The organism is Neisseria sp. P0020.S003 (genome assembly GCF_051957095.1).
Taxonomy (GTDB): domain Bacteria; phylum Pseudomonadota; class Gammaproteobacteria; order Burkholderiales; family Neisseriaceae; genus Neisseria; species Neisseria subflava.
Genome location: NZ_JBQCWU010000002.1, coordinates 41,310 through 56,154 on the forward strand (window position 1 = coordinate 41,310; position 14,845 = coordinate 56,154).

Annotated in this window: 9 protein-coding genes and 1 pseudogene; 8 read left to right on the forward strand and 2 right to left on the reverse strand. The window is 51.5% G+C overall.

What is annotated here, in order from left to right:
- Positions 1 to 181 precede the first annotated feature (181 nt).
- The 5 genes and pseudogenes from ACTHTQ_RS01900 to purL all read left to right on the forward strand — a co-directional run bounded on the left by ACTHTQ_RS01900 (position 182) and on the right by purL (position 9,875).
- Positions 182 to 1,126: a class I SAM-dependent methyltransferase gene (locus ACTHTQ_RS01900; protein ID WP_440362919.1), complete on the forward strand. Its 945-nt coding sequence runs from the start codon at positions 182 to 184 to the stop codon at positions 1,124 to 1,126.
- 112 nt (positions 1,127 to 1,238) lie between these two features.
- A complete protein-coding gene (locus tag ACTHTQ_RS01905) occupies positions 1,239 to 2,420 on the forward strand; it encodes an acetylornithine/succinyldiaminopimelate transaminase (protein WP_440362920.1) in 1,182 nt (393 codons plus the stop codon).
- Between the two features lie 225 nt (positions 2,421 to 2,645).
- Positions 2,646 to 3,580 (forward strand): annotated as a pseudogene (locus ACTHTQ_RS01910) (dihydroorotate oxidase).
- Between the two features lie 91 nt (positions 3,581 to 3,671).
- Positions 3,672 to 5,672, forward strand: coding sequence for a DNA helicase Rep (rep, locus tag ACTHTQ_RS01915; protein WP_440362921.1), 2,001 nt, complete (start codon positions 3,672 to 3,674; stop codon positions 5,670 to 5,672).
- 306 nt (positions 5,673 to 5,978) lie between these two features.
- On the forward strand, positions 5,979 to 9,875 hold the full coding sequence (purL, locus tag ACTHTQ_RS01920) for a phosphoribosylformylglycinamidine synthase (protein WP_440362922.1): 3,897 nt from the start codon (positions 5,979 to 5,981) through the stop codon (positions 9,873 to 9,875).
- Here the strand turns inward: purL and ACTHTQ_RS01925 are convergent.
- Positions 9,872 to 10,108: a hypothetical protein gene (locus tag ACTHTQ_RS01925; protein ID WP_308888250.1), complete on the reverse strand. Its 237-nt coding sequence runs from the start codon at positions 10,106 to 10,108 to the stop codon at positions 9,872 to 9,874. The genes purL and ACTHTQ_RS01925 overlap by 4 nt on opposite strands.
- 65 nt (positions 10,109 to 10,173) lie before the next feature.
- Between ACTHTQ_RS01925 and ACTHTQ_RS01930 the strand changes: the two genes are divergently transcribed.
- The 3 genes from ACTHTQ_RS01930 to gloB all read left to right on the forward strand — a co-directional run bounded on the left by ACTHTQ_RS01930 (position 10,174) and on the right by gloB (position 13,181).
- A complete protein-coding gene (locus ACTHTQ_RS01930; protein WP_440362923.1) occupies positions 10,174 to 10,959 on the forward strand; it encodes an HNH endonuclease in 786 nt (261 codons plus the stop codon).
- Positions 10,960 to 11,322: 363 nt separating this feature from the next.
- Entirely contained in the window at positions 11,323 to 12,408 is a 1,086-nt protein-coding gene (locus ACTHTQ_RS01935; protein WP_308111681.1) for a hypothetical protein, read from the forward strand.
- Positions 12,409 to 12,431: 23 nt separating this feature from the next.
- A complete protein-coding gene (gene gloB / locus ACTHTQ_RS01940; protein WP_107791879.1) occupies positions 12,432 to 13,181 on the forward strand; it encodes a hydroxyacylglutathione hydrolase in 750 nt (249 codons plus the stop codon).
- 70 nt (positions 13,182 to 13,251) lie between these two features.
- Here the strand turns inward: gloB and guaA are convergent, their stop codons facing one another.
- Positions 13,252 to 14,817, reverse strand: coding sequence for a glutamine-hydrolyzing GMP synthase (guaA, locus tag ACTHTQ_RS01945; RefSeq protein ID WP_440362924.1), 1,566 nt, complete (start codon positions 14,815 to 14,817; stop codon positions 13,252 to 13,254).
- Positions 14,818 to 14,845 lie beyond the last annotated feature (28 nt).

Below are 14,845 nucleotides of genomic sequence, written 5' to 3' on the forward strand. Positions count from 1 at the left end.
CAAATATGCAAGCAATAAAAGAAACGCGCCCGAAACGGCGGTTTAGGTTGGAAGACGATGGCTTCGTATAAAAAGGTGAACGGCGGATAATATCGATTTTATGGATAACGGTCAAGCAAAAAGGCATCAAGTGCGTTAAAATTCAAACCCTTCCCAATACTTATTCAGGCCGTCTGAAACCATGACCGACATCACACCCTTCGCCAACCGCATGGGCAAAAACATCAAACATCTTATGAAATGGGCAAAACGCAACAATATCGAAGCCTGGCGCATTTACGACCGCGATATTCCCCAATTTCCCTTTGCCGTCGATGTTTACGGCGACCAAATCCATCTTCAGGAATACGATACCGGCTGGCTGATGCAGCCCGAAGAATACGAAGCATGGCTTGAGGATGTATTGGAAGCCATCGGTTTTGTGACCGGTTTTGCGCCCGAACAAATCCACCTCAAGCGCCGTGAACGTCAAAAAGGCCTGCAGCAATACGAAAAAACCGGCAAAACCGGCGACGATTTCGTCATCACTGAAAACGGCCGCAAGTTTTGGGTCAACCTCGACAAATACCTCGACACCGGCCTTTTTCTCGACCACCGCAACACGCGTAAAAAAGTCGGCGAAACCGCAGCGGGCAAACGCTTCCTAAACCTGTTTTCCTACACCGGCAGCTTCACCGTCTATGCAGCCACCGGCGGCGCGGCATCCAGCGAAACCGTCGATTTATCCAACACTTATCTCGATTGGGCAAAACGCAATTTCGAACTCAACGGCATCAACCCCGAACAACACAAAATCGTCCGCGCCGATGTGTTCCAATACCTGCAAAATGCCGCAGACGAAGGCAAAAAGTTTGACCTGATTGTCATGGATCCGCCCAGCTTTTCCAACAGCAAAAAGATGCTCGACATCCTCGACATCCAGCGCGACCATAAAAAGCTGATTGACGGCGCAATGAGCCTGCTCGCTTCAGACGGCATTCTGTATTTCTCCAACAACCTGCGCAGCTTTGTGTTGGACGATTTGGTATCGGCACAATACGCCGTCAAAGACATTTCCAAACAGTCCGTTCCCGACGATTTCCGCAACAAAAAAATCCATCAATGCTGGGAAATCAAGCATAAATAAGCATCAGGCCGTCTGAAAGCCAGTTTTCAGACGGCCTGATTGCCATATTGAATCTCTCAACCAATAGGCGCATAATTCAAGAGATTGTTGACAATATCAAAAGGAAAAGAACATGCAAAACTACCTGACACCCAATTTCTCATTCGCCCCCATGATTCCGGAACGCGCGCTCGGCAGCCGGGTTTGGGATATCGAAGGGCGAGAATACATTGACCTGTCAGGCGGTATTGCTGTGAACGCGCTGGGCCATTGCCATCCCGATTTAGTCGCAGCCTTGGCCGAGCAGTCGCAAAAACTCTGGCACATTTCTAATATCTATACCACCCAATCGGCGCAAGAATTGGCCAAGAAATTGGTCGAAAACACCTTTGCCGACAAAGTGTTTTTCTGCAATTCCGGCGCAGAAGCCAATGAAGCCGCGCTGAAACTGGCGCGCAAATATGGCCGCGATCATTTTGACGAACACAAAACCGAAATCATCTCCTGCCTCAACAGCTTCCACGGCCGTACCCTGTTTACCGTATCCATCGGCGGCCAGCCCAAATACAGCAAAGACTACGCGCCGCTGCCGGCCGGCATTACCCACGTTCCCTTCAATGATGTTGCCGCATTGGAAGCAACCATCAGCGACAAAACCTGCGCCGTGATTATCGAGCCGATTCAAGGCGAAAGCGGCATCCTGCCTGCCACCCAAGAATATCTTCAAGCCGCACGCCGTTTGTGCGACAAACACGGCGCTTTGCTGATTTTGGACGAAGTGCAAACCGGCATGGGGCATACGGGCAAACTGTTTGCCTACGAGCATTACGGCGTAACACCCGATATTCTCAGCTCCGCCAAAGCCTTGGGGGGCGGCTTCCCGATTGGCGCAATTCTGACAACCGATAAAATCGCCCCAACCTTCGGCCCTGGAACACATGGCTCGACCTTCGGCGGCAACCCAATGGCGTGCGCGGTCGGCAACCGTGCATTCGACATCATCAATGCCCCCGAAACATTGGCGCACGTTAAACAACAAGGCCATAAACTTCAGACGGCATTGCGTGAATTGGGCGAAAAAACTGGCGTATTTAAAGAAGTCCGCGGCATGGGCTTGCTGCTCGGCTGCGTGTTGGCGGACAAATACGAAGGCAAGGCTTCGGAAATCACCGCCGCCGCTTTAAAACACGGCCTGATGGTACCGGTTGCCGGCGCCAATGTGGTGCGCTTTGCCCCCAGCCTACTGCTGAACGATGAAGACATGGCCGAAGGCTTGAAACGTTTTGAAGCAGCCTTGGCCGAATGGTTGGCCTGATTTCAAAACCCAATATCCAAATCAGCCGACAGCTTTTGTTCTTAATTGATGCTATATAGTGAAGGCCGTCTGAAAGACAGTTTGAGTTTTTCAGACGGCCTTTTTTCAATATTGAAAACAACATCCACCTACATGCTTTGTCATTTAATGTTTGTTAAAAATCGTACCGCCTCTTCGTGTTACGCTTGGCAAACAATTTGATTTTACGAAGAAAAGGAGCAGGAGATGGTATCGTTGAAAACCCAAATCGCCGGTTTTTCTTTTGACAACTGCCTGATGAACGCGGCCGGTGTGTCATGTATGACTGTTGAGGAATTAGAAGAAGTCAGACAGTCTTCGGCAGGCACTTTCGTTACCAAGACCGCAACGCTTACCCCGCGTCAAGGCAACCCCGAACCGCGTTATCGGGATGTCCCTCTCGGCAGCATCAATTCGATGGGTTTGCCGAATCAAGGTATTGATTACTATCTAGATTACCTGCTTTCACTCCAAGAAACTCATCCGAAAAGTGCTTTTTTCCTCTCGCTGGTCGGTATGTCGCCCGATGAAACGCATATGTTGTTAAAAAAAGTGCAAAACAGCGGGTTCAACGGCATTACCGAACTCAATCTTTCCTGCCCAAACGTCGCCGGCAAACCGCAAATCGCCTACGACTTTGAAACCACCGAGATGATTTTGGATAATGCCTTTACCTACTTCGACAAGCCCTTGGGCATCAAATTGCCGCCGTATTTCGATATTGCCCATTTCGATCAAGCGGCGAAAGTGTTCAACCGCTATCTCCTAAAATTCGTCAACTGTGTCAACTCCATCGGCAATGGCATGTATATCGAAGACGAATCCGTCGTCATCCGCCCGAAAAACGGCTTCGGCGGCATTGGCGGCCAATACATCAAACCGACTGCGCTCGCCAATGTCCACGCGTTCTATCAAAGACTGGATCCACCTATCCAAGTCATCGGAACGGGCGGCGTTTACAGCGGCCGTGATGCGTTTGAACACATCTTGTGCGGCGCAAGCATGGTGCAGATCGGCACGGCGCTACACCAGCAAGGCGTAGACATTTTTAAACGGGTTTCCCTTGAATTTAAAGACATCATGGCGAAAAAGGCTACGAAAAACTGGAAGACTTCAAAGGCAAATTGAAATATTTTGCATAAGGTTTACTCTAAAAAAACGCCCAAGGCCGTCTGAAAATTTCAGACGGCCTTGTTGTATAATTACTCCCCACATTACCCGTCTTCCCCTTCAATGAAACTCAACCCCCAACAGCAAGCCGCGGTCAAATATCTAGGCGGCCCCCTGCTCGTCCTTGCCGGCGCAGGCAGCGGCAAAACCGGCGTGATTACGCAAAAAATCAAGCATTTGATTGTCAATGTCGGCTATCTGCCGCATACCGTCGCCGCGATTACCTTTACCAATAAAGCCGCCACGGAAATGCAGGAGCGCGTCGCCAAAATGCTGCCCAAATCGCAAACACGCGGGCTGACGATTTGCACATTCCACTCTTTGGGCATGAAGATTCTGCGCGAAGAGGCGAACCATATCGGTTACAAAAAAAACTTCTCCATCCTCGATTCCACCGACAGCGCGAAAATCATCGGCGAACTTTTGGGCGGCACGGGAAAAGAAGCCTTATTCAAAGCGCAGCATCAGATTTCCCTGTGGAAAAACGATTTGAAAACGCCTGAAGACGTACTTCAGACGGCCTCCAACGCTTGGGAAGAACAAATCGCGCGCGCGTATGCAAGCTATCAGGAAACCCTGCAAAGCTATCAGGCGGTGGACTTCGACGACTTAATCCGCCTGCCCGCCGTACTGTTGCAGCAAAACAGCGAAGTGCGCAACAAATGGCAGCGGCGGCTGCGTTATCTGTTGGTTGACGAATGTCAGGACACCAACACCTGTCAATTTACGCTGATGAAGCTCTTAACCGGCGCGGAAGGCATGTTTACCGCCGTCGGCGACGACGACCAGTCCATCTACGCATGGCGCGGCGCAAACATGGAAAACCTGCGCAAAATGCAGGAAGACTATCCGCAGATGAAGGTCATCAAGCTGGAACAAAACTACCGCTCCACCGCGCGGATTCTCAAAATCGCCAACAAAGTGATTGAAAACAACCCCAAGCTGTTCACCAAAAAACTTTGGTCTCAGTTCGGCGAAGGCGAAATCGTCAAAGTCGTTGCCTGCCAAAACGAACAACATGAAGCCGACTGGGTCGTCAGCCAAATCGTCAAACAGAAGCTGGTCGGCGGCGATAAAACCCAATACGCCGATTTCGCCGTGTTATACCGCGGCAACCATCAGGCGCGGATTTTTGAAGAAGCCTTGCGCAGCGCACGCGTTCCCTACCAACTCTCCGGCGGACAGAGTTTTTTCGACAAAGCCGAAATCAAAGACGTTTTGTCCTATTTGCGCCTGCTTACCAATCCTAACGACGATCCTGCCTTCCTGCGTGCAGTGACCACGCCCAAACGCGGTATCGGCGACGTGACGCTAGGCAAACTTAACACCTACGCGCACGAACACGAATGCAGCCTGTATGAAGCCGCACAAACCGAAGAAGCCCTTGCTTTGCTGAACAACACCAACCGCCAACACCTGCAAGCCTTCATGGATATGATTGAAAGCTACCGCGCCAAAGCCGAAACCAGCGAAGCGGGCGAACTCATCAACAGCCTGCTCAAAGAAATCGACTACGAAAACCACCTGCTTGCCAACGAAGAAGGCAAAGCCGGCGAAATCAAATGGCGAAACGTTAGTGACCTGACCGGTTGGTTGGAGCGCAAAGGCGAACAAGACGGCAAAAACATCATCGAACTCGCCCAAACCGTCGCCTTAATGACGCTCTTGGAAGGCAAAAGCGAAGAAGAAGTCGATGCCATCAAACTCTCGACTCTGCACGCCTCCAAAGGCTTGGAATACCCCTACGTTTTCCTCGTCGGCTGCGAAGAGGGCATCCTGCCGCACAACGACAGCATCGAAGAAGACAACGTCGAAGAAGAACGCCGCCTGATGTACGTCGGCATTACCCGCGCCAAACGTCAGCTTACACTGACCCACTGCCTCAAACGCAAAAAGCAAGGCACATGGCAGTTCCCCGAGCCGAGCCGCTTCATAGACGAAATGCCGCAGGAAGACATCAAAATCCTTGGCCGCAAAGGCGGCGAGCCGATTGTGAGCAAGGAAGAAGGAAAAAGCAATCTGGCAGGATTGCTGGATATGTTGGGAAATAAAAGAAAAGGATAAAGCAGGGCCGTCTGAAAACAGGATTTCAGACGGCCTTATTGTCAGCAAAATGTCAAAGTCAACAATCAAATAATTTTTACTTTATATCGTTACGCCTATCCGTCCCCACTTCTCACGATTCTTCAAAAATAAACAAAAATAATCTAATAATCAGGTACAAAATAAAAAACTGGTCGGCACGATTGCCTTATTCCCCTTCAATTTACAAGCAAAAATTGTCAACACTTGAAGTATAAATTCACAAGCAAAATTGCATTTTTCAGGTATAATAATGAATTCCCCAACTGCATTTTGTGAGCTGAATCCATGTCTGTTGTTCTGCCCTTGCGCGGTGTAACCGCCCTTTCCGATTTCCGTGTTGAAAAACTCTTCCAAAAAGCAGCCGCCCTCGGCCTGCCCGAAGTCAAATTAAGCAGCGAATTTTGGTATTTTGTCGGTAGCGAAAAAACACTTGATGCCGCGACAGTCGAAAAACTGCAAGCCTTACTGGCAGCGCAAAGCGTTGAACAAACGCCCAAAGCGCGCGAGGGCTTGCATTTATTTTTGGTAACGCCCCGTTTGGGCACGATTTCGCCGTGGGCTTCCAAGGCAACCAATATCGCGGAAAACTGCGGTTTGGAAGGCATAGAGCGCATCGAACGCGGCATGGCGGTGTGGCTCGAAGGTCGTCTGAATGATGAACAGAAACAGCAATGGGCGGCTTTGCTGCACGACCGCATGACCGAATCCGTGCTGCCCGATTTTCAGACGGCCTCCAAATTATTCCACCATCTCGAATCCGAAACCTTCTCCACCGTTGATGTTTTGGGCGGCGGTAAAGAGGCTTTGGTCAAAGCCAATACCGAAATGGGTTTGGCGCTTTCTGCCGATGAAATCAATTATCTGGTTGAAAACTATCAGGCTTTGCAGCGCAATCCGTCCGACGTTGAACTGATGATGTTCGCGCAGGCAAACAGCGAACACTGCCGCCACAAAATCTTCAACGCCGATTTCATCCTCAACGGCGAAAAACAGCCGAAATCCCTCTTCGGTATGATTCGCGACACGCACAATGCGCATCCCGAAGGCACGGTCGTCGCCTATAAAGACAATTCGTCCGTGATCGAAGGCGCAAAAGTCGAGCGTTTCTATCCGGATGCGGCGGAAAACCAAGGCTACCGTTTCCACGAGGAAGACACGCATATCATCATGAAAGTGGAAACGCACAACCATCCGACCGCCATCGCGCCGTTTGCGGGCGCGGCAACAGGCGCGGGCGGCGAAATCCGTGACGAAGGCGCGACGGGCAAAGGTTCGCGTCCAAAAGCGGGCTTGACCGGCTTTACCGTGTCCAACCTCAACATCCCCGACCTCAAACAGCCGTGGGAACAAGACTACGGCAAGCCGGAACACATTTCCTCGCCGCTGGACATCATGATCGAAGGCCCCATCGGCGGCGCGGCGTTCAACAACGAATTCGGCCGCCCGAACCTCTTGGGTTACTTCCGCACTTTTGAAGAGAAGTTTGACGGTCAAGTCCGCGGCTATCACAAACCGATTATGATTGCCGGCGGCTTGGGCAGCATTCAGGCGCAGCAGACGCATAAAGACGAAATCCCCGAAGGCGCGTTGCTGATCCAACTGGGCGGCCCGGGTATGCTGATCGGCTTGGGCGGCGGCGCGGCTTCTTCCATGAACACCGGTACAAACGATGCGTCTTTAGACTTCAACTCCGTACAACGCGGCAACCCCGAAATCGAACGCCGCGCACAGGAAGTCATCGACCGCTGCTGGCAGCTCGGCGACAAAAACCCGATTATCTCCATCCACGACGTGGGCGCGGGCGGCCTGTCCAACGCCTTCCCCGAACTCGTCAACGATGCCGGACGCGGCGCGGTATTCGAGCTGCGCGAAGTGCCGCTGGAAGAACACGGTTTAACGCCTTTGCAAATCTGGTGCAACGAATCGCAAGAGCGTTATGTGTTGTCGATTTTGGAAAAAGATTTGGACGCCTTCCGCGCTATCTGCGAACGCGAACGCTGCCCGTTTGCCGTAGTCGGCACGGCGACCGGCGACGGCCATTTGAAAGTACGCGACGATTTATTCTCCAACAATCCCGTCGATTTGCCGCTGAACGTTTTGCTCGGCAAACCGCCCAAAACCACGCGTACCGACAAAACGGTTGCGCCGTCCAAAAAACCGTTTAACGCGGGCAATATCGACATCACCGAAGCCGCCTACCGCGTTTTGCGCCTGCCTGCCGTAGCCGCCAAAAACTTCCTGATTACCATCGGCGACCGCAGCGTCGGCGGTTTGACGCACCGCGACCAAATGGTCGGCAAATATCAAACCCCGGTAGCCGACTGCGCCGTGACCATGATGGGCTTCAACACCTATCGCGGCGAAGCGATGTCTATGGGCGAAAAACCGACCGTCGCCCTGTTTGACGCGCCTGCCTCGGGCAGAATGTGCGTCGGCGAAGCCATCACCAACATCGCGGCAGCCAACATCGGCGACATCGGCAACATCAAACTTTCCGCCAACTGGATGGCGGCGTGCGGCAACGAAGGCGAAGACGAAAAACTCTACCGCACCGTCGAAGCCGTTTCCAAAGCCTGTCAGGCATTGGATTTGAGCATTCCGGTGGGCAAAGACAGCCTGTCGATGAAAACCGTATGGCAGGACGGCGAAGAGAAAAAATCCGTCGTTTCGCCGTTGAGCCTGATTATTTCGGCGTTTGCGCCGGTTCAAGACGTGCGCAAAACCGTTACGCCCGAATTGAAAAACATCGAAGACAGCGTATTGCTGTTTATCGATTTGGGCTTCGGCAAAGCGCGTATGGGCGGCTCGGCGTTCGGTCAGGTGTACAACAACATGAGCGGCGACGCGCCTGATTTGGACGATACAGGTCGTCTGAAAGACTTCTACGGCGTGATTCAAAAGCTTGTCGCCGAAGACAAACTTTTGGCGTATCACGACCGCAGCGACGGAGGTTTGTTTGCGACGCTGGCGGAAATGGCGTTTGCGGGGCGGGTTGGTTTGAATGTGGATTTGACTTCACTGGTTGCCAACCAAGCCGACGTCAACGAAGCCAGCATACGCGCATTGTTCAATGAAGAACTGGGCGCGGTGATTCAAATCGCCAAACAAGATGTTGCGGCAGCAGAAGCCTTGTTCAAAGCGGCAGCGCTGCCCTTGCATACCGTTGCCACCATCGGTTCTGACGAAAAAATCGTTATCCGCAATCAGGCAGGCATCGTGTTGGAACAAACCCGCGCCGACCTGCAACGCGCATGGCAAGAAACCAGCTACGCCATTCAACGTCTGCGCGACAATCCTGCCTGCGCCGACAGCGAGTTTGCCCTGATTGGCGACAACGAACGCAGCGCATTGTTTGCCGACGTGAAGTTCGACGTAAAAGAAGACATCGCCGCGCCATTCATCAACAGCGGCGCGAAACCCAAAATCGCCATCCTGCGCGAACAGGGCGTGAACGGGCAAATCGAAATGGCAGCCGCCTTCACCCGCGCCGGATTCGATGCCTACGACGTGCATATGTCCGACCTGATGGCAGGCCGCGTCCACCTTGCCGACTTCAAAATGCTGGCGGCGTGCGGCGGCTTCAGCTACGGCGACGTACTCGGCGCGGGCGAAGGCTGGGCGAAATCCATCCTGTTCCACCCCGCCTTGCGCGACCAGTTCGCCGCCTTCTTCACCAACCCGGACACGCTGACATTGGGCGTGTGCAACGGCTGCCAAATGGTCAGCAACCTCGCCGAAATCATCCCCGGCACGGCAGGCTGGCCGAAGTTCAAACGCAACCTGAGCGAACAGTTCGAAGCGCGCCTGAGCATGGTTCATGTCCCCAAATCAGCTTCCCTGATCCTGAACGGAATGCAAGGCTCCAGCCTGCCCGTCGTCGTCAGCCACGGCGAAGGTCGCGCCGACTTCGCGCTTCACGGCGGCAAAATTTCAGACGGCCTCGGCATCGCGCTGCAATACGTCGACGGACAAAACCAAGTTACCCAAACTTACCCGCTCAACCCCAACGGCTCGCCGCAAGGCATCGCCGGCGTTACCAACGCCGACGGCCGCGTTACCATCATGATGCCCCACCCCGAACGCGTGTACCGCGCCGCGCAAATGAGCTGGAAACCGGAAGACTGGACAGAACTGTCCGGCTGGTACCGCCTCTTCGCCGGAGCGAGGAAGGCTTTGGGTTAACCGGCAGGCTGATTTGATTCGGCTTTAAAGAAAAGGTCGTCTGAAAACGATTTAGCGGATTCTGTTATATCTGTTTTCAGACGACCTTTATTCATTCTTTTGCGTATGAAGACCGAACCGACCGCCGTCATTCCCGCGCAGGCGGGAATCCAGAAGTTTGGATTTACAGTAATCTTTGAATATTTCTGAAATGCAGAGGTCTGGATTCCCGCCTGCGCGGGAATGACGATCATAGGAAAATCGATGCATTACCCCAAATAATTAAATTAGAAAACTTGACTTTGATAGGAAAACTTAAATGGCAAAAACAAAATATTCCGCACGGATCAATGGGGAACATATTGATGGGACAATAGAAATTATAAAAAGAATCGTCTTACATCTGCATGATATGGGCAAAACACAATTTAAGGTAAAAGATGTAGATGAACAGATTGAAGAACTAAAAAACCAATGGCAGATTACTCCTGACTATAATGATGATACACATGCTTCTTTGCATGTACTTAGTGTCAATTCAAACTCAAGGAAGCATTATCACGAATCAATGCACCAAGACTTTTTATGGTGGAAAAAAGGAGGAATATTTGAATTATACAAACCAACAAATTTTCAAATAAACTCAACCCAATCTTTGGAACAAGATCTCGGTAAACTCAAAGAACAATTAGTATCCGAAATTGAACCAGAAAAGCGAACCGAAATCGAAACCTTAATAAAAGCCCGTCAAGGGCAAGGCAGTTTCCGGAAAAAACTACTCAACCTGTATCCGAGCTGTCCACTGACAGGTCTAGATATCGAGTCTTTACTCATTGCCAGCCATATTAAACCTTGGAGTAAGTGCAATAATGAAGAGAGGTTAGATCCCTCCAATGGTCTGATGCTCGCACCCCATATCGACGCATTATTCGATAGCGGTCTGATTACGTTTGATAGCGACGGTACGATAAAAATCAGTCCAAAAATCGATCCGGAAAATCAAGAGCGTCTTGGAATTTCTCCCGATATGCAATTAAAAATCGAACCTGAAAGCGAAAAATATTTCGAATATCACCGCAACCACGTTTTCCAAAAAGAAGAATAAATAGTGTTGAACAGTCCGTTGATTTAAGGTCGTCTGAAAACGATTTAGCGAACCCCGCTATATTTGTTTTCAGACGACCTTTTTGCGTTCTTTTGTATACGAATACTAACCAATTACCGTCATTCCCGCGTAGGCGGGAATCCAGACCTCTTCATTTCAGAAATATTTAAAGATTACTGTAAATCCAAGCTTCTGGATTCCCGCCTGTGCGGGAATGACGGCGGTGAAATGTTTTTTGGATTCCCATTATCGGCATTCTATTAGCGTATTCTGCAAGCAGAAGCATTATTCCGTATAATCATAATCCCCCCTTAGCTCCCCATCAGCTATAATCGACATATTCAGACGGCCTTTCCCGACATTATGACTCGACAAGCCTTTATCCTCAGCGATTGCGAATTTCCCGAATGCGGAGAAAAGCCTTACGCCCTGTTGACCGCGAATCCGACGAAGGAACACCACTTTATCGCCCAAACCGAGCAGCGGCAACATGCGCATAATCCGCAGGTCAGCCCGCAAAACCAAAACGTTTACCGCCTGCCACTGTCAATGTTCCATACTGGCGAAAAAGTCCGCGGCAAAGAACAAAACCGCAGCGAAGCGATAAGCGTCAACATCATCGGCAACTTGGCCGCGAAAAACCTCTATACGCTGACCTTTGTTGAAGACTCCGCCAACCAATACAATCTGGAAAGCTGGTTCAACCGTCATGAAAGCGGCTACGAAGAGGCCTGCAACCACCTGCGCACCTTACCTGCAGGCCGTCTGAAAACAACTACGGCAAATGCTGACACCGTCAAGGTACCGGATGCCTTGTGGCGGATATTGCGGCTGAAATTCCTCAGCATTCTGCGCAATCCGCACAACCATAAAAACCTGTTTGCCCACCGCCTGCACCAAACGCTTCGGGCGCAGCTGCCGGAAGTCGGTTTTGAATTTGTCCGCTTGATCAGCAAACGCGACCCCAAGCGCATCGAAGCCATTATGCAGGACTACCGTTTCACCTTTCTCGGCTATGTCGATTGGCTGGGCGGGCTTTACGGTATGTTGAGCGAAGGCGTAGCGCAGCCGTCGCTGTTTGAACGGTTGTTTTGTAATATTTTTGCCGAACCCGAAGCCGTGAAAATCGAATTGTTCCGCTATCCGGAAAACACGGGACTGTGCCTGTTTGGCGACAGCAGTTTCTGCCTGCAAGCCTCGGCCAAACTATTCAGTGTCGGCGTTAATATCTCGCACGATATGTTTGCCGTCGTCCATCTGCAAACCGACCGTTGGCACGCGTTTAAAAATACCTTTCATCACGACGCGCCCAAACTGCAAGGCCAAGTGCGGATTATCGACGGCGACCAAACCCAAAGATTGCTGTTCAACCGACTGTGCATCCATCAAGCCCATGAAGCCGTGTTCGGCCAAAGCCCGAATATTAAAGATTATTTAGAGGCCGTCTGAAACCCCTAACCAGAAGAAAGCATATGAAAATCACGCCAATCCAAGCCCTAAACGACAACTACATCTGGATGATTCAAGAAGGCAACCATGCCGCCTGTGTCGATCCGTCCGATGCCACGCCCGTTTTGAAATTCCTCGTCCACAACCGTCTGATGCTGGCGCAAACATGGATTACCCATCCGCACCCCGACCATACCGGCGGCGCAAAAAGCCTGTTCCATGGCTTTTTGGAATCCCCGATCTATGGCGAAAGCGACATCGACGTAGCAACGCATACCGTTACCGCAGGTACGCAGTTCCCGTTTGGCGAAGGCTTGGTTACCGTTTGGGCAACCCCCGGCCATACCGACCGCCACATCAGCTATCTGTTGGAAAATTCAGACGGCCTGCACGTTTTCTGCGGCGATACCTTGTTCTCCGCCGGTTGTGGCCGCGTATTTACCGGCACAATCGAGCAGCTTTACGACAGCTTCCACCGATTCAACCAGCTGCCCGAGGAAACGCTGTTTTATCCGGCGCACGAATATACAGCCTCCAATCTGCGCTTTGCCCAGCATATCGAGCCGGACAACGCCGACATTCAGACGGCCTTGGCCGCTGCCGAACACACGCCGACACTGCCTGTCAGCCTGGCGCACGAACGCAAAGTCAATCCGTTTTTCCGAGTACACCTGCCCCAAGTTCAGGCACGCGCCGAAGAATTGAGCGGACGAAAATTAAACAGCGAACTCGAAGTCTTCGCTGCCTTGCGTGAATTGAAAAATCAATTTTAATTGGGCTTGATCCCTAAAGAATAAGGCCGTCTGAACAATATCTGTTCAGACGGCCTTTATTATTTAGGGATTATTCCCATTCAATCGTGGCAGGCGGTTTGCCGCTGACATCATAAACCACGCGGTTGATGCCTTTGACTTCGTTGATGATGCGGTTGGACACGCGGCCAAGCAGCGAGTATGGTAGCTCTGCCCAGTGCGCAGTCATAAAGTCGCTGGTAATCACGGCACGCAAGGCAACGACGTAATCGTATGTACGGCCGTCACCCATCACGCCGACGGATTTCACAGGCAGGAACACGGCAAAGGCTTGGCTGGTCAGATCGTACCAAGACGTGCCGTTTTCATCGGTAGTATTGCGCAATTCTTGGATGAAAATATCGTCTGCCTGACGGAGCAAGTCGGCGTATTCTTTTTTCACTTCGCCCAAGATACGCACGCCCAAACCCGGGCCCGGGAACGGATGACGGTACACCATTTCACGAGGCAGTCCCAAAGCGACGCCCAATTCGCGCACTTCGTCTTTGAACAAGTCACGCAATGGTTCAAGCAATTTGAGCTTCATGTTTTCAGGCAGGCCGCCGACGTTATGGTGAGATTTGATGGCGTGGGCTTTTTTGGTTTTCGCGCCTGCGGATTCAATTACGTCAGGGTAAATCGTACCTTGCGCCAACCATTTGGCGTTGGTAAGTTTTTTCTCTTCAGCGTCAAATACTTCGATAAATTCCGCACCGATGATTTTGCGTTTTTTCTCTGGATCGGTAACGCCGGCAAGTTTCGCCATGAATTGCTCTTCGGCATCGACATGAATCACCTTCACACCCAAGTTGCGGGCGAACATATCCATCACCATTTTGCCTTCGTTTAAGCGCAAGAGGCCGTGATCGACGAACACGCAGGTCAGTTGGTCGCCGATGGCGCGGTGAATCAGCGCGGCGGCTACGGAAGAGTCCACGCCGCCGGACAAACCCAAAATCACTTCGTCGCTGCCGACTTGTTCGCGGATTTTGGCAACGGCTTCTTCGATGTAGTTCGGCATGGTCCAGCTCGGTTGCGCGCCGCAGATGTCCAAGACAAAGCGGTTTAACAGGGCGCGGCCTTGTTTGGTGTGGGTCACTTCGGGGTGGAATTGGATGCCGTAGAATTGTTTCTCAGCGTTTTCCATCATCGCAATCGGACATGACGGGGTGTCGCCGATGACAGAGAAGCCGGTAGGCAATTTGGAAACTTTATCGCCATGGCTCATCCATACGTCGAGCGTATTAGGCGCATCGTCTTGAATGCCGCGTGTCAGCTCGCTGTCGATGGTTTTAACTTGCGCATAACCGAATTCGCGTTGGTTGCCCGGGGTAACTTCACCGCCCAAGTGGTGCGCCATAAATTGCATGCCGTAGCAAATGCCCAAAACCGGAATGCCCAAATCAAAAATACCGGTATCGGCTTGATAATCGGATTCGTAAACGGAATTAGGGCCGCCGGAGAGGATGATGCCTTTCGGGTTGAAGGCTTTGATTTCTTCCAAAGGCATGTCGAAAGAATGCAGTTCGCAGTAAACATGGGCTTCGCGCACGCGGCGGGCGATCAGCTGGGTAACTTGCGAGCCGAAGTCGAGAATAAGGATTTTGTCTTGGGTCATGGCGGAAACTTTGCAAAATGTAAGAAAA